19 protein-coding genes are annotated in these 22,735 nt (G+C 28.2%); all 19 read left to right on the forward strand.

What is annotated here, in order from left to right; translation table 11 throughout:
* Window positions 1–100: 100 nt before the first annotated feature.
* The 19 genes from LL038_RS05025 (at window position 101) to LL038_RS05115 (ending at window position 22,726) form a co-directional block, all read left to right on the forward strand.
* Window positions 101–1,516, forward strand: a complete 1,416-nt coding sequence (locus tag LL038_RS05025) for an oligosaccharide flippase family protein (protein WP_216121712.1) — start codon at window positions 101–103, stop codon at window positions 1,514–1,516.
* A 24-nt stretch (window positions 1,517–1,540) separates the two neighbouring features.
* Window positions 1,541–3,301: a CDP-glycerol glycerophosphotransferase family protein gene (locus LL038_RS05030; RefSeq protein ID WP_216121710.1), complete on the forward strand. Its 1,761-nt coding sequence runs from the start codon at window positions 1,541–1,543 to the stop codon at window positions 3,299–3,301.
* A 58-nt stretch (window positions 3,302–3,359) separates the two neighbouring features.
* Window positions 3,360–4,439, forward strand: coding sequence for a glycosyltransferase (locus LL038_RS05035; RefSeq protein WP_216121708.1), 1,080 nt, complete (start codon window positions 3,360–3,362; stop codon window positions 4,437–4,439).
* A 98-nt stretch (window positions 4,440–4,537) separates the two neighbouring features.
* On the forward strand, window positions 4,538–5,971 hold the full coding sequence (locus LL038_RS05040) for a polysaccharide deacetylase family protein (protein WP_216121705.1): 1,434 nt from the start codon (window positions 4,538–4,540) through the stop codon (window positions 5,969–5,971).
* Between the two features lie 10 nt (window positions 5,972–5,981).
* Window positions 5,982–7,457: an O-antigen ligase family protein gene (locus LL038_RS05045; protein WP_216121703.1), complete on the forward strand. Its 1,476-nt coding sequence runs from the start codon at window positions 5,982–5,984 to the stop codon at window positions 7,455–7,457.
* 27 nt (window positions 7,458–7,484) lie between these two features.
* Window positions 7,485–8,819, forward strand: coding sequence for a glycosyltransferase (locus tag LL038_RS05050; protein ID WP_216121701.1), 1,335 nt, complete (start codon window positions 7,485–7,487; stop codon window positions 8,817–8,819).
* A 71-nt stretch (window positions 8,820–8,890) separates the two neighbouring features.
* Window positions 8,891–9,943: a non-hydrolyzing UDP-N-acetylglucosamine 2-epimerase gene (gene wecB, locus LL038_RS05055; RefSeq protein ID WP_216121699.1), complete on the forward strand. Its 1,053-nt coding sequence runs from the start codon at window positions 8,891–8,893 to the stop codon at window positions 9,941–9,943.
* 13 nt (window positions 9,944–9,956) lie between these two features.
* Entirely contained in the window at window positions 9,957–11,174 is a 1,218-nt protein-coding gene (locus tag LL038_RS05060) for a glycosyltransferase family 4 protein (protein WP_216121697.1), read from the forward strand.
* 107 nt (window positions 11,175–11,281) lie between these two features.
* Entirely contained in the window at window positions 11,282–12,526 is a 1,245-nt protein-coding gene (locus LL038_RS05065) for an O-antigen ligase family protein (protein ID WP_216121695.1), read from the forward strand.
* Between the two features lie 85 nt (window positions 12,527–12,611).
* Entirely contained in the window at window positions 12,612–13,253 is a 642-nt protein-coding gene (locus LL038_RS05070; protein ID WP_216121762.1) for a sugar transferase, read from the forward strand.
* A gap of 77 nt (window positions 13,254–13,330) precedes the next feature.
* On the forward strand, window positions 13,331–14,050 hold the full coding sequence (locus tag LL038_RS05075; protein ID WP_216121693.1) for a WecB/TagA/CpsF family glycosyltransferase: 720 nt from the start codon (window positions 13,331–13,333) through the stop codon (window positions 14,048–14,050).
* Window positions 14,051–14,105: 55 nt separating this feature from the next.
* Window positions 14,106–15,185: a glycosyltransferase gene (locus LL038_RS05080; RefSeq protein WP_268056068.1), complete on the forward strand. Its 1,080-nt coding sequence runs from the start codon at window positions 14,106–14,108 to the stop codon at window positions 15,183–15,185.
* Between the two features lie 54 nt (window positions 15,186–15,239).
* Window positions 15,240–16,793, forward strand: a complete 1,554-nt coding sequence (gene murJ, locus LL038_RS05085; RefSeq protein ID WP_216121692.1) for a murein biosynthesis integral membrane protein MurJ — start codon at window positions 15,240–15,242, stop codon at window positions 16,791–16,793.
* 52 nt (window positions 16,794–16,845) lie between these two features.
* Window positions 16,846–17,397: a nitroreductase family protein gene (locus tag LL038_RS05090; protein ID WP_216121690.1), complete on the forward strand. Its 552-nt coding sequence runs from the start codon at window positions 16,846–16,848 to the stop codon at window positions 17,395–17,397.
* A 228-nt stretch (window positions 17,398–17,625) separates the two neighbouring features.
* Window positions 17,626–18,486: a DMT family transporter gene (locus tag LL038_RS05095; protein WP_216121688.1), complete on the forward strand. Its 861-nt coding sequence runs from the start codon at window positions 17,626–17,628 to the stop codon at window positions 18,484–18,486.
* Window positions 18,487–18,512: 26 nt separating this feature from the next.
* Complete coding sequence (locus LL038_RS05100; RefSeq protein WP_216121686.1) at window positions 18,513–19,148, forward strand: cyclodeaminase/cyclohydrolase family protein; 636 nt, start codon at window positions 18,513–18,515, stop codon at window positions 19,146–19,148.
* 54 nt (window positions 19,149–19,202) lie between these two features.
* Window positions 19,203–20,957 carry an Eco57I restriction-modification methylase domain-containing protein gene (locus tag LL038_RS05105; protein ID WP_216121684.1) on the forward strand — a complete coding sequence of 585 codons (1,755 nt, stop codon included), beginning with the start codon at window positions 19,203–19,205 and terminating at the stop codon, window positions 20,955–20,957.
* A 61-nt stretch (window positions 20,958–21,018) separates the two neighbouring features.
* Window positions 21,019–21,261, forward strand: coding sequence for an acyl carrier protein (locus LL038_RS05110; protein ID WP_216121682.1), 243 nt, complete (start codon window positions 21,019–21,021; stop codon window positions 21,259–21,261).
* Between the two features lie 118 nt (window positions 21,262–21,379).
* A complete protein-coding gene (locus LL038_RS05115; protein ID WP_268056069.1) occupies window positions 21,380–22,726 on the forward strand; it encodes an AMP-binding protein in 1,347 nt (448 codons plus the stop codon).
* Window positions 22,727–22,735 lie beyond the last annotated feature (9 nt).

Below are 22,735 nucleotides of genomic sequence, written 5' to 3' on the forward strand. Positions count from 1 at the left end.
GTTATTTCTTGCTTTTTAATGGAACAAAAGATGATTAACAGCACCAGAGGTGATGGTTAACAGCACCAAAAGTGATAGTTAAGGTGGATAGGAGACAGAGATGAACATAGATTTTTTAAAAAAACTGTACCAAAGCAGATTAGTGAAAAGTGGAATATGGTTTACTATAGGAACTTTTTTTATACAAGGAATCTCCTTTATAACCATGCCTATTTTTACGCGTATGCTTGGTACTACTGGTTTTGGAATAGTTAATGTATATACTACATGGCTTTCCGTTTTTACGACATTAATTACATTAGGACTCCTTGCTACAGTTAATAATGCAAAAGTGGATTTTAAAGAAAAATATGATGAGTTTGCCTCCTCTATACTTTTTTTAGCTACCTTATTTGCTATTTTGTGGTTTATATTCGCATTTATCTTTAAAAAGCAAATAGGTAATATTATTAATTTAAATTCTATATTAGTTATGTGTCTTATCATTCAAAGTTTTTTTGGTTTTGTTGTGGATTTCTCAAATGCAAAATTGAATGCTGAATATAAGTATAAGAAATTTTTACTAATATCAATAAGTAATGCTATCTTAAACACAATTTTAGCTATAATACTCATATATAGTTTAAAAACAGATAAATATTATGGTAGGATTGGTTCTCTACTTATTGTTGCTCTGCTTTATGGAACAGTTTTATACATAATTGCAATGAGAAAAGGAAAAAAACTAATTAATTTTAAATACTGGAAGTATGCTTTGATATTATCAATACCGGCAATTGTACATCTTTTATCAGGCGTAATATTGCAGTCAGTGGACACAGTAATGATAAACAGTATGTTAGGGTCAAGTGCTGCAGGAATATACAGTTTTGCATATAAAATAGGAATGATAATGTACATTGTATGGCTCGCTTGTAATAAAGCTTGGGTACCTTGGTTTTATGAAAATATGAAAGAAAAAAACTATGACGATATAAGATTAAAGATTAAATATTATATTGCATTATTTTCTGTTATGGGATTTGTATTAATATTTATATCTCCTGAAATAGGAAAACTAATGGGATCATCAGATTTTTATGGCGGATTAAATTATGTACCATTAATAATGGTTGGATATTATTTTCAGTTTTTATACAGTATACCAGCTAATCTTGAATTTTATACTAAAAATACAAAGTTACTTTCCCTTGGAACGCTTATTGCGGCTTTAACAAATGTTGTTCTGAATTATATCATGATTCCAAGGTATGGTGCGATTGCGGCTACTTGGACAACAATAATAGCATATGTTATATTGTTTTTATATCATTATTTTATATCCATACGTATATTTGATGTAAGAATATATACTTTTAAACCTTTTGCATATGGTATTATATCAATAGTATTAAGTAGTATTATGTTTTATATAGTGAAAAACAATTTGATTTTAAGATATGCAATTTTGATAACAATATTAGTTATATTAGGTTATCAGATTAAAAAGATTAGCAAAAGATTAATGCAAAAATAAATCAAAAGAGTAGGATGGAATTTAATGGTTAAATTAATCTATACAGCACAAAAAAAAGAATTAGTAATGAATGGTAAGGTTATGGGTTTATTTGAATATATAGGGAATATAAACATAGAAGATGAAGCCTTCAGATATTTAAGCTATTTAGAAAATCAAAAAATTAATGGGTTAAAACTTGAAGAATTATATTTATATGATAATGTACCCTTATATGTGTTCGATAGACCTACAATATATAGAAAATTGAATGGTTTGATCTTTTGTATTATGGTTATAATGAATACAAAGGATAAAATTAATGAAGATTTAGAAGTAGAGACAGATGATGATATTATGGAAAAGGTTTGTGATGATGTATTCAATATTAAATGTAATAAAATATATAACAAAAAAAACATTCGTCCAGTAAGCAAAGTAAAGTTATTTAGAAGATTTATCAGAGGAATAGGGAGTTATTCTAAATTTTTATTAAATAATTCACTCCTTAATAAAAAGCAATGTAAACAACCATTCCTAGTAATTTCGCATGCTTCGGATTTAAATCCTGTTAAAGGTAATAAGAGTGGTTATTACGATACTCAATTAGGACAAGTTATAGATAAATTAAAAGAAAATTATAATATTATAAATTTTCAACAGTTAAATAATAAATATATTATAGATAAGACCTTAAATTATCATGAAAATTTTGTACCATTCGAATTATTTATTTTTTACAAAAGACTTAAATCTAAAAAATATATAAATAATAGCTTAATAGTTGACAATTTAATTTATATTAATAAATTAGATTTTCATTTCAATGAACTAAATCTTAAAAATGTTATGCTTAATTACGTAATGAAGAATTTAAGACAAAACTATTATTCATATTTATATGAGCTTCTAGTAGCGGAAAAATTTATTGACAAATTAAAGATTAAGAAATGTTTAGTAGTTGGAGAGGGAGATAGAGGACGATGTTTTATAGCTGCAGGCAATAGGTTTAAAATAGAGACCTATGCTGTACAACATGGAATAATAAATGAAACATCATCTACTTATATAATTAATTCAAAGTATAAAGAGGTGTTAGTTCCTAAACATACATTCGTGTGGGGAGATAACTATAAAAACTTATTAATATCTCATACAAATGTATATAATAAAGAAAATATTAGCGTTGTCGGGCAAGTAAGAACAGACACTTTAGTTCAAAATGGATATTTAAAAACAGTTAAAAGAAGTGGGATGCTAAAAATAGTTTATGCAACTCAATATTTTAGGGATTTACTTGAACCTGCTACTATAATGTTATTTAAGGCATTAAGTTTAATGAAGGAAGACTATAAATTAATTATAAAACTTCACCCCGCAGATTTAAACTTCGAATTTTATGAAGCTATGGTGGAAAAATTTCATATAAAAAACTGTAAAATAATGAAAGATGGAGATTTGTATGAATTAATTAAATGGAGTGATCTCATAATAAGTGTACATTCAACTGTAGTTGTAGAAGCTGCGCTTATGAATAAACCATCTATTTGTATAATCCTTCCTAAGTATAACGATGCTGGTGGGTTTGTTAAAGATGGAGTCTCATTTGGTGTTAAGGATGAAAATGAACTTTTGGAATATATGGTAAAGATAAATTTAGAAAATATTACTTTAAACAATAACATGAAAAAATATATTACTGAAAATTTTTATAAGTTAGATGGAAAAGTAACAGAAAGAATAATAAGTATTATAGAAAATCCTTATGAGTGTTTTAAAGGGACAGTTAAAAATGGTGATTTATAATTAATTTTCTAAGACTCTTGTTTATGCTTAAATAGTATAAAAGAATAGGAGGAAAGCGATGGTAAAAATTTGTTTCTTAGCAGATGCACAAAGTATACATACCAGAAAATGGGCTCAATATTTTTCTGGTATTTATAATGAAATTCATATAATTTCTATGAGAAAAACAGATTATGTTTATGAAAGTAATGTATATGTGCATGTGCTGAGAAGTATATCTAAAAATAAATTAAGTTACTTTTTACTAATTAAAGATATTAAAAAATTAGTGAAAGAGATCAATCCGGACATATTACATAGTCATTATGCCACTAGTTACGGACTTTATGGGAGAATGTGCAATTTCCACCCTTTTATAATTTCTGTATGGGGTAGTGATATATATGAGTTTCCTAAAGGGAACATTGCTAAAGAGTTGTTACTTAAGTACATATTGAAAGGAGCAGACAAAGTCTGTTCTACAAGCTATAATATGGCTGAGGAAACAAGAAAATATTATAACGAAGACATTATAATAACCCCATTTGGTGTAGATATAGACAAATTCAAATGTTACACACCTATATTAAGTAGTAATAATATTACAATAGGAGTTATTAAAGGGTTAGAAAAAATATATGGAATAGAGTATCTTATTGAGGGCTTTTCAAAGGTTATACATGAATACAAAGGGAGCAAAGAATTAAAGCTTTTAATTGTTGGTGATGGTACCCAAAAAATTAAACTTGAATCATTAGTAAATGAACTAGGTATTAATTCTAATGTTACTTTTACAGGGAAAATAGATAATGATAAAGTACCTGAATATATAAATATGATGGACATCGTGTGTTTACCTTCGTTAAGTGAGAGCTTTGGGGTTTCAGCTGTTGAGGCGTGTGCATGTGGAAGGCCAATACTTGCTACTAACGTAGGTGGATTAAAAGAAATAATTTTTGATGATTATAATGGTTTTATAATAAAACAAAAAAGTAGTGAAGATATAAAATTAAAAATCATTAAAATTATTAGGAATGAAGTACAAATGATGGAATTCTCAAAAAATGCAAGAAAGTTAGTTCTTGAGAAGTATAGTTGGATTAACAATGCAAAAATCATGGATAATTTATACAAAAAACTAGTCAATATTGATAAATAGTGATATTATGTTATAGTTTGAAACAACTTTCTTATTAAAAATAAAAATAGAAGAAATAATACAATTAATAGTGTGAATTGGGGTAGTGGTGACGTTAAATGAAACATATAGCATTTATATATTTTAATGAGGCATTTAAAAATCAAATAGAATATACAGTTAATACTATATTTCAGGATTATGAAGTAGATGTCTTAATAGTTAGTGCTAATGATTTTAAGTGTTTAAACCAAATTTTTGATTTAGTAATATCTTATGGAAATATTAGGGATGATATTTGTGCAAATATGATATTATTAGAAGGTCCTTTATTTTCAAAGGAATACCTAACTTTAAAATCAATTCCAACGGATATACAAAGCCATGAAGGATTACCTGTTTTTTTTATGAATAGTGATGAAGACTATTTTACGAAAAGTGTGGAAAACAAATTTATTGTTAATATAGACATTATTCAAGCTAGCTTTTTCTTTTTGACTTGTTATGAGGAATACGTCATAAATGAATATGATATGTATGGCAGGTTTAATATAGAAAAAAGTACATTGTATATACATGATCTACTCAATAGGCCTGTTGTAAATGAAAGCATTCAGTGGTTTGTAGATACTATAAATTTAAAATATAATTTTAATATTAAAAAAAAGAATTTATGGGGTGAGAAAAACTTTCAGGTATTATTGTCACATGATGTAGATGTGGTTAGTAAATACTTGACTTTTCTGCGGGAAATAAGGCTTCAACTAAGTATTTTACTGATAGACAGAAAACCAATAGAAGTTTTAAGACGAATCAAAGGATATATAGCTACGGAGTTATGTAAAATAGAGAAGGATCCTTGTGATACTTTTAATATGATTTTAACTATGGAAAAAAGCAAGGGATATAATTCTAGCTTTTATTTTATGGCAGATGGTAAGGGATATAGTCCAGCTAATAAAAAAGTGAAAGAAATCTTAAAACAAATATCTTATGGAAAAAATGAAATTGGATTTCATCCAGGGCTTGGTACATCTGATAATGAAAACTTATTTAATAAAGAATTTATGATATTTAAAAAAAACTTTAGGGGGATAGGCAAGGTAGGGGTTAGGCAGCACTATTTAAGTTTTAATGCTCAAAAAACTTGGTCAATTCAGGAGAAGTATGGAATTAATTATGACACTACGTTATGTTTCCCAGAGCGTGCTGGTTTTAAGGGTGGATATTGTTTACCTTATAAGCCATATGATTTAAAAAATGATAGAATTATTGATACATGGGAAATCCCATTAATAGTTATGGATGGGTCTTTAATGCAATACATGAAGTTGGATTTTACAGGATCGGTAAAGTATATAAAGGAATTGATTCAAAAAGTTGAGATTCATAAGGGTGTTTTTGTTTTATTGTGGCATAATTCTGCAATTTCAAATGAATATAATATTCATTCTAGAGATATATTTCAGTGGTTTTATGATTATATTAAAACTTGCAATTGCGATGTTACTAGTGGAGAAGATATAATTTCGAAATACGAGAGAACTATTTAGGAGGATTAAAATGAAATTTACAGGAGACCTTAAGGATTATTATAATTATATGAAAAAATATATTTATATAATTTTAGGATTATATATGATTATAGAAATAGGACTATTTATAAAAATTGGTAAATCAAATGTGCTTATGTTTCTTTGTAGCATATTTGTAACGTTATTTGTAATTTGCAGTTTGATATTAATGTTTAAAGACTTTATTACAGCAAGTAAAATTTATGCTATATCAATGCCCATAATACCCATGGTGTTTTATATTATGCATAGGTTGCATATGGATGAAATAGGTCAAGTCTTATATATAGCTTACTTTGCTATATATTTAATCACTATGATTCGTGAATATAAAAATGGTGAAATTGATCTTTCAAGACTTACAACTAAATATAGAAAAATAAGTGTATTATACGTTATATTGTTAATACTCGCAGTAATATCTTCGGTAGGAAGCATTCATGTTTTAGAAGCATTTAAACTCGTGATACTTAGCATAGTCTCAATGATGGTATATAGCATTGGAATGTTATGTTATAAGAAAAACAATAAAGACTTTTTTAAGGATATATTGCTTTATTTATGTATAGGAGTTACATTATCATCAATTCCAGATATAATAGTTACAATATATAATTTAATAATTAGGCACAATAATCAGCATCTTTATGGTGTACTGGGTAGCAATTTTATGCTTGGATATACAATAATGATAATGCCATTTATATTGCTCTATGCTTTAAATAAAGAATTGTCTGGGAAATATAATAAGATATATCAATTATTATTATTAATTCAAATAATCAATTTTTGTGGTCAGAAATCAAGAGGTATTCTTTTTACACTAGCAATATGCTTTTTTGTTTCTATTATCATTGATAGAAGAAATTGGAAAAAGTATATATTAATATCTATTGTTGTGTTTTCTTGTATGACTTATAATGTTATGCAGAGATGGGATGTGGAAGGTATTGTAGATGGTATTAAAATAACCAGTCCGGCAAGCCTTGTTACGAGCAATGCTAAAATATGGAACAGATTAATAAATGAGACAAAAAATAGAAGACCTATATGGGCATTAGCTCTTGGAATGGTTAAAGATCATGCGTATTTTGGTGTGGGACCAGGGCATTTTAAATATTATTACTTGCAATATGGTGGTAACCCTAAAAAGATGTATATAGATGCTCATAATATTGTGCTTGATTTAGTTACAGAATTCGGGATTATATTTTCATTTGCATTTATGGTAGCATGGCTAGGAGCTTTATTAAAGTCAGTATTAGACATTATTAAAAATAGGAAGAAAGATTTTAAGGAGTTTAAATGGCCTGGAATTATTGGTATTACTTCTCTCTTAATTTATGGAAATATTACAGGGCAATCTTTTATGGCCTCAGCAAATCCATTAAGTGTAGCACCTGCTTTTGTTTTTACTGTGGTGATGATATTAATGATATACCCAGAAGGGAAATCTACTAATTAAGATTTAGAATAGTGTGAGGGGTTTGTAATGAAAAATATATTAATTGTAGCTTATTTTTATCCACCGCTTGGTGGTGCAGGAGTTCAGAGAACTTTAAAATTTGCTAAATTTCTAAAGAAATTTGGCTATAATGTATTTGTACTTACTGTAAATAATGAAAAGGGAACTATAAAGGATGAATCCTTAAAACTTGAATCAACTGATGGAATAAAAGTATTTAGGGCTATTCAAAAAGAAAATTTTATTGTTAATTCTATTCTTAATAGAAAAGTAACTGATGTTAAAATAGATAATAAAGAAAATATTATAAAAAAAACATCTGAGATTACATTGAAATCTAGAATCAAGAGAAAAGTAAAAAAACATTTATTAAATATGTATAGAAATATGTATATACCTGATGATAAAATATCGTGGAAAAAAGATGCGGTAAGGGTAGGCCTTAAAATAATTAAGGATGAGAAAATTGATATACTATATTCTACATCAGCACCATATACTGGACATTTAATTGCATATGAATTGAAACAAAAGTCTAATCTGCCATGGATTGCAGACTTTCGGGACCAGTGGGTAGCTAATCCATTTGTAGCTTACTCATCATATGCTAAAATAAAAAATGAAAAGATGGAGAAAATGGTAATAGAAAAGGCTGATTGTGTAATATCTGTAAGTAAACCTATAATAGATGAGTTCGCTTATAGATATAAAGAAGAGTCAGTAGATAAATTTAAAGTTATTACTAATGGATATGACGAGGAAGATTTTGCTGATTTCAACATGAATTTAGTGGCAAAAAAATATATTATAACTCATAATGGTACTTTATATGGCAAGAGATCACCGAAGAATTTCTTGATAGCTATAGATAAGCTGATAATGGGAAAAAAGATAAAGCATGATGAAATTACAATTAGATTTGTGGGACAAATAGGAAAAGATGCCCAAGAGGATATAAGATTTTTTGTTGCTAAATATGATAGTATTATTGAATTTATATCATATTTGCCACATAAAGAGAGTTTAAAGAAATTAGAAGAGTCTACTGCAACACTTTTAATTATTGAAGCTGGCGTGGGTAGCGATGGAATATATACAGGTAAGCTTTTTGAATACATAAGAAGTGGACGAGATATTATCGGTATTGTGCCTCCAGGGGTTGCTAGAGATTTAATAATAAGTACAAACACTGGTTTTTGTTGTCATCCTGAAAAAGTGGATGAAATCGAAGTGGCGATATACAAGTCTTATAGTATTTGGAAGGGTATGCAGAAAAAAACAGATGTTAATTGGGACAAAGTTAGTGAGTACAGTAGGGAAAATTTAACTCGCGATTTAATGAATGTTATTGAAAGTTTATAGAAAACGTTGTGGAAGGAAGTGTAAATCCTGATTTTATCAAAGATAAACTTTGGTAAATGGTAGGAGTCTATATGAAAATATTAACAGTAGTAGGAGCAAGACCACAGTTTATAAAAGCAGCTGCAGTATCTAATGTTATCAGAAAAGAGCATGAGGAAATTTTAGTGCATACAGGCCAACATTATGATGAAAATATGTCGAAAATCTTTTTTGAGGAACTTAATATACCTAAACCTGATTATAATTTAGGAGTAGGTTCAGGTGGACATGGCAAGCAAACAGGAAATATGTTAATAGAACTTGAAGAACTTTACTTAAAGGAAAAACCAGATATGGTTTTGGTTTATGGAGACACGAACTCAACTTTAGCTGGTGCGCTTTGTGCAAGTAAATTACTTATTCCAGTAGCTCATATAGAAGCGGGACTTAGAAGCTTTAATATGACTATGCCAGAAGAGCAAAATAGAATTTTAACAGACCATATATCAAAATATTTATTTGTACCTACGGCTTCAGCTATTAAAAACCTTAGTAATGAAGGAGTTACGAGTGGTGTTTATAATGTAGGAGATGTAATGTATGATGCAACACTTAATTTTTCAAAACTTTCAAAAGAAAAATCAAAGATTATGAAAGAGCTGAATCTAAAACAGGAAGAATTTATATTAGCTACTATACATAGAGCAGAAAATACCAATGATATAAATAGGTTAAGAAATATAATTGAAGCATTAAATGAAAGTGGTCAGCAAGTAATACTACCATTACATCCAAGGACCAAAAAATATATGGACGATTATAATTTATCATTTAACAAAAATATAAAGATAATAGATCCAGTTGGGTACTTAGATATGATAAGTTTAGAAATGCACTGTAGAAAGATTATTACAGATAGTGGTGGAGTTCAAAAGGAAGCATTCTTCATGAATAAGCCTTGCATTACTATGAGAGATGAAACAGAATGGGTAGAAACAGTAGAAAATGGCTGGAATATTGTTGTTGGAACCGATAAGGCTAAGATATTAGATGGTATATTAAATTTCGTTCCGAGCAAAGTTAAACAAAATATTTTTGGTGATGGTCACGCTGCAGAGAAAATTTTAGAAATTATAAACAAATAGTAGAGGTGGAAAAATGCGTATTTTATTTTTAACACAATATTGCCCTCCAGAAGTTGGGGCACCTCAAAATAGAATTTTTGAGTTTGCTAAAAAATTAAAAGAATTTGGTCATGAAGTTACAATATTAACAGCTTTACCTAACTACCCTAGGGGAGAAATCTTTGATGAGTACAAAGGCCGTGGAGTTGTTATCGAGGAAATCGAGGGTATAAAGATAGTTAGAACTAGTATTTATGCTACAAAATCTAAGCAGTTTACTAAAAGATTAAGGAATTATCTATCTTTTACTTTTTCATCAGTAATTAGTGGCGCTAAACATATAGATAAACAGGATGTAATAATAACAGAATCTCCACCACTGTTCCTTGGATTTTCAGGGTTTGTATTAGCTAAGCTTAAAGGAGCTAAATTTATTTTTAACATATCTGATTTATGGCCAGAATCAGCTATAAAATTAGGTGTGCTTCATAATAAGTTGTTCATAAAAATGTCTGTATGGCTAGAAGAATTCTGTTATAAAAAGGCTGCAGCTGTTACATGTCAAACACAAGGAATAGTTGATGACATAGTTAATAGAGGCTTCGATAAAAATAAAATACACCTTTTAACTAATGGAGTGGATACAAAGTTATTTAAAAAAGAAAACAGGGATGAAGACTTTAGACGTGAAATCGGAATAGAAAATAAATTTGCATTATGTTATGCTGGTATTCATGGAATAGCACAAGGACTTGAAGTTATAATAAATGCAGCGGAGATAGTAAAAAATGAAGAAAACATTCAATTTATTTTTGTTGGTGATGGTCCAGAAAAACAGGGTCTTATAAATTTGGTTAAAGAAAAAGAATTAACGAATGTTACATTTTTACCTCTTCAGCCAAAAACTAATATGCCTAAAATAGTAGCATCTATGGACGCCGCTATAATTCCTTTAAAGAAATTAGAGCTGTTTAAAGGTGCACTACCTTCAAAAATGTTTGAAACATTGGCCTCAGAGATACCAATTATTCTGCCTGTACAGGGTGAAGCTGCAAAGCTAATAAATAATGCAAATGCAGGAATAGTTGTGGAACCTGAAAATTCAAAAGAAATTGCAGAAGCGGTGTTAAAGTTATATAATGATATAGAACTTAGAAATGAATTAGGTCAAAATGGCAGAGCTTATGTTATGGAAAATTATGCTAGAGAAAATATAACAAAAAAACTTGAAAAAATATTGATGAATTTATAAAAATCATAATAAGTTATAGTCCCTCACTTACAAATTGAAGCTCTTTTTGAAAGTGAGGGACTGATTATGTAGTAATGATATTATTATTGTATAAAGAGGTGTAAATAATGAAAAATAAGTATAGTATTTTATATTGTTTAATGTGTGTATATATAGTAATAATGCCTTTGATTCAGGAAGGGACAAATTTTAAAGGAATACCTGTGAGCGACATTTTACTTGGTATAGTTGCATTTGTATATTTCATAAAGTTAATTTGCGAGAAGACTACGCGTGAAAGGTTTATTTATGGTATTAGAGATTTATTTAGTAGTACTTTAAGTATATTCATATTAATATTACTTGGAATAATGTTATTATCCACTTCATATGCATTAGAAAAATCATTAGCACTAAAAGAAAGTGCAAGATTTTTAACTTATGTGTTTATATTTTTTGTAATTAAATATGAGTTTAATACTAAAAAATTAGTGAAGAATTTATTGAAATGTTATATATTCACAGCAGGGCTTTTAAGCATTTTTGGTATAATCCAACATTTCACAAGGATTGGATTAGATAAAAAGTTTGTAGTTCATTATTCAGGATATAGTGTGGTTAAAATTGCAGCGACTATGTTTAATCCTAATGCCTATGCTGCCTTTCTTATTCTAATTATATTTCCAGTAGTAATGCTCACTATTTATGAGAAAAACAAAAAAAATAAAGGTATGTATGGGATAATATCAATTTTATTATTTGTAAATATAATAATGACTTATTCTAGGAATGCACAAGTTGGAGTTTGTATAGGTGCAGTGGTATTATGTGTAATTTACAGCTATAAGTTAATTATAGCTTTTGGTGGTATAGGGATTTCAACTTTATTTATGCCATCGGTCCTTGACAGAGTTCGAGATTTACCAAATACAGCGGAAAATGAATCTAGAATTAAATTGTGGAAAACGGCAATAATGATGATTAAAGATCATCCGATTCTCGGAGTTGGTAATGGTAACTTCATAAGTAGATATGATGAATATGTTAGTAAATATAAGGGGTTAAGCTATAACGCTTACAAAAGATATCCTGCTCATAATTCTTATTTGAAGGTTGAGAGTGAATTGGGTATAGTAGGAATAGCATCTTTTTTAGCAGTTTTAGTGACATCACTTATTAGAGTGAAGAAACTATTTACTATTACAAATGATAAATTTATAAAAGCTTTTTATATGGGAGCATTTGCTTCAATGATTGCATTTTTCTTTATGAATATATCAGATAATTTATTTTTTGTACCTATGGCTACAACATATTTTTGGTTTCTAATAGCTACAGCTGAAAGTTTATTAAATTCATCGGAAGTTAATTAAAATATACGAATTATTAGGGAAATTATAAATGAAAAGTATTTAAATATTCATGAGAAGGTAGGTGTATAAGGTGAATAAAAGTAAAATGATAACTATAGACAAGAAAACACACATTGAGAATAAAAAATTTCAATTCGCACTTAAGAGATTAATGGATATTATATTATCTTTAATAGGGATAATTATATTATCACCTATATATTTAATTATCATTATTGCTATCAAAATAGACTCAAAAGGTGGAACTATATTTAGACAAATTAGAGTTGGAAAAGATGGTGAGAACTTTACTATTTATAAATTTCGAACCATGATAGTTCAAGCTGAGAGTAAAAGAAAACTTGATATTAATCCAGATGACCTTGAAAATTTTGTATTTCAAAGTAAATCAGACAGTAGGGTGACTAAGGTAGGTAATTTTTTGAGACGTAGTAGTTTAGATGAGATACCTCAACTTTTTAATGTTTTGTTCGGTAATATGAGTCTTGTAGGACCTAGACCTGAAATACCAGAAGTAGTTAAGTATTATCCAGAAAGCTATCATCAGAGGCTTCTAGTTTTGCCAGGAATAACAGGACTTGCACAAATTAGTGGAAGAGGAGAAATAGAACTAGGAAAAACGGTAACTTATGATCTTAACTATATTAAGGACTTTTCAGTTATATTAGATATAAAAATAATCTTATTAACAGTGGTGTCTGTATTTAAGAAAGATGGTGCTTTTTAGTAACTCACATTAGTGAGTTACTAAATTAAAGTGATTTAATATGGAATCTGCTAGAGGTAGGTTGTTTGGAGGAATTTATGATAACGAAAATTTTACAATATAAAATTTTTAATGATAATATGGGAGCTTTATTTGAGGCTATAGATAATTTTGAAAAAGTACATATTATTTCAGGAAACCCAGAAGTTCTCCTTAGTGGACTTGAAAATACTGTTTTGCTCCATAATTTTACAAGTAAAAATTCAATTATTATTCCAGATGGGATTGGAACAGTTATTTGTTCGAAAATTGTAGGAAAGCCTGTCAAAGAAAAAATTGCAGGTATAGAAGTCATGGATAATATAGTGAAAAAATGTGAAAAAGATAATGAAGGAATATATCTCTTAGGATCAACAAAAGAGACAGTGGATATGTGTAATATAAATTTACGAACTAAATATCGAAAGCTTAATATACTTGGTAGCCATGATGGATATTTTGAATTAGATAATTGTGAAGATATATTAAAAGAAATAGAAGCCGTAAAACCTAAAGTATTATTCGTTGCAATGGGATGTCCAAGGCAAGAATTATTTATAACAAAATATATGGACAGGCTTCCTTGTAAAATATTTATGGGAGTTGGGGGAAGTTTTGATAATATTGCGGGTAAGGTTAAACGCGCACCTAAATGGATGATAAACTTAGGAATGGAATGGTTATATAGAGTAATAAAAGAGCCATTTAGAATTAAGAGATTATCATCTATACCAAAATTTATTATAATGGTAATAAAATATAAAAACAAACAGGAGTAGTTATTGTTTTTTTAGATAAATAAAGGGAGGGGTAAACATTAAAGTATTACATATTATATCTGGTAATGACAATGGTGGTGGTGGAAAACATGTATTAAATATATGTGACAAATCAAACAAAAAATTTCAAAATATAATTGCTTGTCTTGGAGAAGGGCCATTATATTTGAAAGCTAAGGAATTGGGCGTTAGTTATAAGCTTTTTAGTAAGAAGCTTTACAATATGGAGCTTGTGAACTTTATAAATCACAATTCAATAAGTATAGTAAATTTCCATGGAGCCAAACCTTTCCTATTACATTTAATTTTAAAAAGTAAATTAAATGTGCCAACAGTAGCCGTAGTTCATAGTGATTTTAGATATGATTTTCTTAATAATAAGTTGAAATATTTTATATTTACACCTTTGAGTACTAGGGGATTAAAGAGTTTTAAAAATTATATTTGTGTATCAAATAACCTGAAGTCTTTACTTGAAGATAAAAAAATAGAAGGAAAGATTTCAGTTGTAAATAATGGTATAGACATAAAAAGTTGTATTATTGGGAACCCTGCAAAAGATATAAGGAATAGTTTGAAAATAAAAGATAATGAATTCGTATATGTTATGGTAGCAAGATTACATCCAATAAAAAACCACAAAGAAGTTATTTTAGCATTTAAAAAATTAATTCTTGAATTTCATGATGTGAAATTATTATTAGTTGGTGGTGGAGAGTTAGACTTGGAACTGAAAAATTTAGTAGAGGAATTAAAACTAGAAAATGAAGTTATTATGGTAGGAAATGTTTTTAATCCTTTAGACTACATAAATGCATCTAATGTTAGTATCCTAGCTTCTTTAAGTGAGGGTGGAGCACCGCCACTTACGGTATTAGAATCAGGAATTGTAAAGAAACCATTAATTTATACTCAGGTAGGAGACCTAGAGTGTATATTAGATGACAATAGTGGATATAAAATAAAAGATAAGGATAATGTTTATATTTACATGGCTATGAGAGAGGCCTATTTAGATAAGGGTTATTCAAATGTAAAAGGAGAAAATTTACATAATATCGTTATTAATAATTTCACTATAGAAAATTTCTGGGAAAAATATTATGAAATTTATAAAAATATATTAAAAAAATGATTTAACAGTGAAGATGATATTAATTCTTAAATTCACAAAAATATGGAGCGTATCATGAAAGAAAACAAAGTTTTAAAAAGTTCAATGATTGTAATGATTTTTGTAATACTTGGAAAGGTACTGGCTATAGTAAGAGATAGCTTAATGTTAGCTAAATTTGGAACTACCCATTCAGCAGACATATACGTATGGTGTTTTGGTGTAGTATTTCTTTTTACTAGTTTAGGGTATGGGCTTAGCACAACAATAATACCCATTCTTACAGAGTACATTGAGACAAAAGAATTAAAAGAACGAAATCGTTTTGTAAATAATGTAACTAATACTTCCATGTTATTAACTATAATTATTACGGGAGTTGGAATATTATTTTCATATTATATAGTTTATTATTTCGCTAATAACTTATCTAATGACCCAGTGATGTTTAATCAAACTGTAAAAATACTTAAGATTATGTTCTTATCAGTGTTATTTTTAACTCTACAAGGTGTTGTCGCAGGAGTACTTCAAGCTCACAAAGAATTTTCTATTCCAGCTGCAATGGCTGCTGCTGCAAACTTAATATATATAATTTATTTAAGCTTATTTGTAGATAAATTTGGTCTTACCGGATTTGCAATAACTACTGTTTTGGCTTTTTTCGTTCAATTTATAATTAATGTACCTAAGTTTAAGAAACTAGGATACGGGTATAAATTTGAATTGAATTTTCGCGATAAAGACTTAAAAAAACTATTTATATTAATGATTCCTATAATAATAAGCACTTCAACCATGCAACTTAATTTGTTTATTAATAGATCATTTGCCATGGGCTTATATGAAGGTGCAACTGCAGTTCTTGACTGTGCAAATAAGGTAACTCTACTTACTTATGAAGTTTTTGCTGTAGCAGTTTCTATGATAATATACCCAATACTCTCTACATTCATAGTTCAAAATAATCATGAGGAATACAAAAAATCTTTAGTTAAATCAATTAATATTATAAATCTAGTAATGATACCTGCGGCACTTGCAATAGTTATATTAAGAGAACCTTTAATTAGTGTACTATATTTAAGAGGAAAATTTACGCTAAGTGACGTAAAATTGGTTTCAGAGGCGTTAGTGCTATATTCTCCAACTATGATAGCTTATGGAGTGCGTGACATATTAAATAGGGCCTTTTACTCCGCTAAAGACACTAAAACACCTATGATTTATAGTATGGTGGGTGTAGTAATAAATGTTGCTTTAAGTGCTATTTTGTACAAATACATGTCAGTACCAGGACTTACACTTTCTTCATCAATCTCAGCTACAGTTATTACTGTAATGTTATTAATTAAGATGAATAAGAAATTTCCAGGGATCCAATTTAGTTCTATGATTAAGACAATAGAAAAAATATCTATAGCTTCTATAATTATGGGGTTTGTAATATATTTCATGAAAAAAATATTTATAATTAATTTAATATCAGGGTTTGTTTTGAATTTAACAATTTTATTTGTTTGTGCAGTTATAGGAAGTATATTATATTTTGCTTTAACATATCTTTTAAAAATCGAGGAAACTATGTATATATGGAATATATTTAAAAGCAAAATTTCGAAAAAATAATTACATTATTTATGCGACTATTACACATACTAAATTTAAAGGAGTGTGTTATATGGAATTTTATGATGTAGTTGAGAGTAGAAAAAGTATTAAGAAATTTAAAACTACCCCAGTAAATGCAGAAAAGTTATCTAGAATGATTAAGGCAGCTATGATGTCACCATCATGGAAAAATAAGACTTCTTACAAATTTATATTAGTTGATGAGAAGAAGGAGCTTATGGAAATTTCAAAAGCAATAATAAACAAGGATAATTCAGCATCACAGTCAATAATCGATGCGCCAATGACAGCAGTTGTAATTGCGGACCCAGATGCTTCAGGTGAAGTAGAAAACAAAGAGTACTATTTAGTAGATAGTGCAATAGCTATGGAGCATTTTATTTTATCGGCTACTAATGAGGGGTATGGAACTTGTTGGATTGCTGATATTAATGAGGACATTATTAAAACAGCACTTTCAATTCCACAAAATTATAAGGTAGTTGCTATAACCCCAATTGGAGAAATTGCAGAGAGTAAAGAACATTATGATAAAAAAGATGTAAAAGATTTTGTATTTTCAAACACTTGGGATAATGCATATACTAAGAATACTAAATAGATAATTTATTCTGGGACCCTATGATGTTTTGTTATCATAGGGTCTTATTTTAGTTATGTTAAGTTAAATAATAGTACATAAATTATTTTTATTACAATATTATTTTAATGTTATATATCTAATATTTGTAAAGTTTTATTTAATTGATGAAATAATAAGATAAAGATGGTACAATTTTAATAGTTATGCGATTGTTATTTAGTCTATGTGAAAATGAGGAGGGATAATATGGAGAAAACAAAAGGAATTCTATACATCATTTTATCAGCTAGTGCTTTTGGCATTATGCCAATACTTGCGAAACTGTCATATAGAGGAGGAGCAAATACATACAGCACATTGTTCCTTAGGTTTTTGTTTGCAGCAATTATGCTTTTTTATTACTTGAAAACGAAAGGTATATCTATGAAATTAACTAAAAAACAGTCCATTTTAATATTAATTATTGGTGTATTTGGATTTACACTTACAACTTCTAGTTTATACATGTCATATAATTATATAGGCATTGGAATGGCAAGTATGATTTTCTACATATATCCATCCATTGTCACTATATTAGCATATATGTTTTATAAAGAAAAAATATATTTTAGAAAAATTATTTCTTTGATTATATCTTTAATGGGTATTTATATTTTAATTGATAAGGCAAGTGTCAGTTTTAACATAAAAGGAATAATACTCGCATTAATAGCTGCAGTATTATATTCATTATATGTGCTAGGCGCTTCTAATAAAGAATTTAAGAATATTAATAGTTACGTATTAACCTTTTATATTTCGTGTGCATCTGCTACTGTGATGTTTATAGCTGCTATGAGCACTAGTAATTTTAGCATCCATATTTCTTTCTATGCACTTGTGGCAATTTTACTTATAGCATTTATATCTACGGTGGTAGCTTTAATGGCATTTTTGGAAGGGGTTAGACTAATAGGACCTTCTAAGGCTTCAATTCTAAGTACTATTGAGCCTATAGTTAGCTTAATACTAGGAATAATAATCTTAGGAGAGCCTATTTCATCTAGAATTATAATTGGGAGTATAATGATTGTTTTGTCAGTAGTGATATTAACAAAGAAATAATTAGATTTTTGAAGGGAGAATAAAAAATGTTAGATCAAAAAACTGTAAGAGAATTTATTAATGAATTAGGTTCAAATTCACCTGTACCAGGAGGTGGAAGTGTTGCAGCACTTGCAGCATCTTTAGCCAGTGGGTTAGGTTCTATGGTGTTTAATTTAACTATAGGTAAGAAGGTATACAATGAATATAGTGATGAGGAAAAAATACTTATTTCTAAAACTCTAGATGCATGTCTTAAATATCAGAGTAAATTTTTAGAACTAATGAACAAAGACAAGGAGGCCTTTTTAATACTGATGTCAGCTTTTAAACTTCCAAAGGAAAGCGATGATGATAAGAAAGTAAGAAGTGCTAAAATAAAAGAAGGATATTTAGGGGCTTTAGAAGTTCCCTTAAATGTAGCAGAGGAAGCATATAAAATATACGAGTATGTGATGGTAGCAGCTAAGTTAGGTAACAAAAATGCGATTTCTGATGCTGGGGTATCAGTTTTAATGCTTCAAGCATCTATTGAAAGTGCAATTTTAAATGTTAAAATAAATCTTTCTAGTATTAAAGATGAAATTTACAAAGAAAAAGTTAAAAAACGTTGTTATGAATTAGTTGAAAACGGAAGAATAAAACGAGATGAAATATTAACTATTGTTGATGAGAGTTTGTAGTTAAATAATAACATTGTAAAACTAAATTTTAGTAACATAGGTGGGAGAAAATAAATGCTTGATTTATTAAAACAAGAAATATATGAGGTATATAATATTATAATAAGTCCAATAGATGATGTATACAAAGTAATTGCTCTTAAAAATTATAAAATAAAATTAGAAAGATCAGGAAAAAAAAGTTTTGGTGATGGCTATTATGAATTTATAAAAAATAATAAAGAGAAGGGTACGGTGTACACTCCAGAACCTATAACCTCTTATATGATAGAAAATACTATAAAAGCAGCGCAGATAATAAATAATCCATATATAAGAATTGTCGATCCATCCTGTGGCACAGGAAACATTTTGATTTGTTGTTTTAAATTTCTTAAGAATTTATATAAGGATAATTTGAGTTTTATTAATGAGAAAAATGGATTGAAATTAAATGTAAAAAGCATTGATGACCATATAATAAGATACAATTTGTTTGGATTTGATATTGATGATGTAGCATTAAAAATTCTTGTTATTGATTTATATGATTTAAGCAAGGGAATCATACTTGAAAATATTTTTAATAAGGATTTTTTGTTGTATGAGAATGAATGTAAATATGATATCGTAATAGGAAATCCACCTTATGTTGGCAAAAAATCTATAGATAACGAGTATGCTTCATTTCTAAAAATAAAATATAAAAAAGTATACAGAGATAAAGGGGACTTATCATATTGTTTTTTTGAGAAAGCATTAGAGGATTTAAGTGAGGGTGGAAAGCTTACATTTATTACCTCAAGATACTTTATAGAATCACCTAGTGGAGAAGATTTGAGGAAGCTGTTAAAGGAAGGTTACACTATAGATAAAATGATAGATTTTTATGGTATAAGACCATTTAAAAATGTAGGGATAGACCCTTTAATTATATTTATAACAAATCATAAAACCCCTGATAATCAAATTGAAATTATAAAGCCATTGACCGTAAAAGGTAAAGAAAAAAAAGAATTTTATAATAATGTATTTTTAAAAGGTGGCAATAAATTCAACACTTTTATGCTAAATAAAAAAGAATTAGATGATAAGGGTTGGGTTTTAGTAGATGAGAAAGTGAGAACCATAATAAAAAAAATAAAACAACAAAAACATACTGAGCTTAGTAATATATGTTATAGTTATCAGGGAATAATAACTGGGTGTGATAAAGCTTTTGTACTCAATAATGATACTTGCCTAAGAAAAAATATTGAAAAGGATATAATAAAACCTTGGATTAAGAGCAGTTACATAGAAAAAAATAAAATTTCAAGACAAGACAGTTATATAATATATTCAGATTTAATTTGTAATCCTAAAGAATATAATAATGCTATAGCTTATATTGGATTACAGAAGGAAAAGCTTCTAAAAAGAAGAGAGTGTCAAAAGGGTATTAGAAAATGGTATGAACTTCAATGGGGTAGAAAGCAAAACATATTCGAAGGTGAAAAGATAATTTTTCCATTTAAAGCCAGCAGTAACAGATTCGCTCTTGACACGGGAAGTTATTTTAGTGCAGATGTATATGCACTTACTATAAAAGAGGATGCTGAGTTTACTTATGATTTTTTATTATACATATTAAATAGTAAAATATACGAATTCTATTTTAAGACCTTTGCGAAAAAACTAGGTGAGGATGCATATGAGTATTATCCAAATAACTTAATGAAATTATGCATTCCAACCATGATAGATTATGATGAAAAAGATGAAAATTATTTATATGATTACTTTCACTTTAGTGAAGAAGAAAAAGAGATTATACTTGGAGAAGTATAATCTCTTTTGGCATGAATATTGCTTATATATAATAAAACATTAATATTTAGGAGGAGTTATTGTGAGCAATTTAGAAAAATTAAACAAGGTGTTACGGGATGTATTTGATATAAAAAAAATTGAGGATATAAATGATGATATGGGACCAGATGAGATAGAAAATTGGGATTCTTTGGGACATGTAGAGCTTATAACAAGTTTAGAAGAAGTTTTTGATATAGCTTTAAATGTGGTGGATATTTCTAGAATGTATACTATAGGTGACATTAAGAAAATAGTTGGCAAGTATGGTATTGAGATATGACCTTTACAGATTATATTTTCGAGAATTCATCAAAACTTAATAAAACATCTGTTATCTTTAAAAATGAGATTAGCTATAAAGAAATTTATGAAAATGTAAAAAAAAAGCTTCTTTCTTAATAAACAAGAATTTATCTAAAAAGAATGCTGTACTTTTAGTTTCTGAAAATTCTAATTTTTTTATTGAAAACTACTTTGGAATAATTAAAAGCGGTGCCATATGTGTTCCTATTAATCCGGCTTTAAGCAGTAATGAGATAAAGTATATTATTGACTCTCTAAATATTAAGGTGATTTTTACTCAAAACAAATTCTGTGAAAAAATAAAGTCACTTAATTATAAAAATGTTGAAATTTATACAGATAAAAGTGATCTTAATATAATTTGTTATGAGGGAAATAACAATACGGATAATATAAATATAAAAGAAGATGTAGCTGTAATATTGTTTACTTCTGGGTCTACAGGTAATCCTAAGGGAGTAATGCTTACCCATTATAATCTTATAAGCAATACAAATTCTATAATAGAATACTTGAAACTTACAAATAATGATAGAGTTGAAACGGTACTTCCTTTTTATTATTGTTATGGTACTTCAATTTTACATACTCATTTTAGAGTAGGGGGAAGTCTTGTAATTAATAATAAATTTATGTTTCCACAAACAGTTATTGAGGATATAAATAATTATAATTGTACAGGTTTTTCAGGTGTTCCTAGTAATTATCAAATATTGCTTAGAATGACTGATATGAAGAATACTAAGTTTCCAACATTAAGGTATATAACTCAAGCAGGGGGGAAGCTACCAGAAATATTTATTAAGCAACTTATAGATATTTTGGACGGCGTAGAGATATTTATAATGTACGGTCAAACTGAGGCTACAGCAAGGTTATCTTATTTACCACCATATTTAATTAAGGAAAAGATGAATTCAATAGGAAGAGGCATTAAAGGTACACAGCTACAAGTCTTAAATAGTCAGGGAAACAAAGTAAAAGTTGGAGAAATAGGAGAGGTTGTAGCTAGTGGCGGAAATATAATGAAGGGATACTTTAATGATAAACAGGCAACCAATAAAGTATTAAGACAAGGTTGTTTATATACGGGTGATCTAGCTAGGGTAGATGATGATGGGTATATATATATAGTAGCAAGAGAAAAAAACATTATTAAAAGTGGTGGGATTAGAATAAGTCCTAAAGAAATAGAGGATATAATATTACAAATTCCAGAGGTAGTAGAATGCGTTGTTATTGGAGTTTTAGATGATATTCTAGGAGAAGCGGTAAAAGCCTTTGTAGTAATAGTCGCGGATAAACCCTTTGTAGATTTTAAGTATATCTTAGATTTTTGTAAAAAACAGTTGCCTTCATATAAAATACCAAGATATATAGAGTTTTTAAGGACTCTTCCTAAAAATTCTTCAGGCAAGGTGTTAATTAAACAACTTAAGTAACAATTAAGA

It is taken from the genome of Clostridium estertheticum (assembly GCF_026650985.1).
GTDB lineage: Bacteria > Bacillota > Clostridia > Clostridiales > Clostridiaceae > Clostridium_AD > Clostridium_AD estertheticum_C.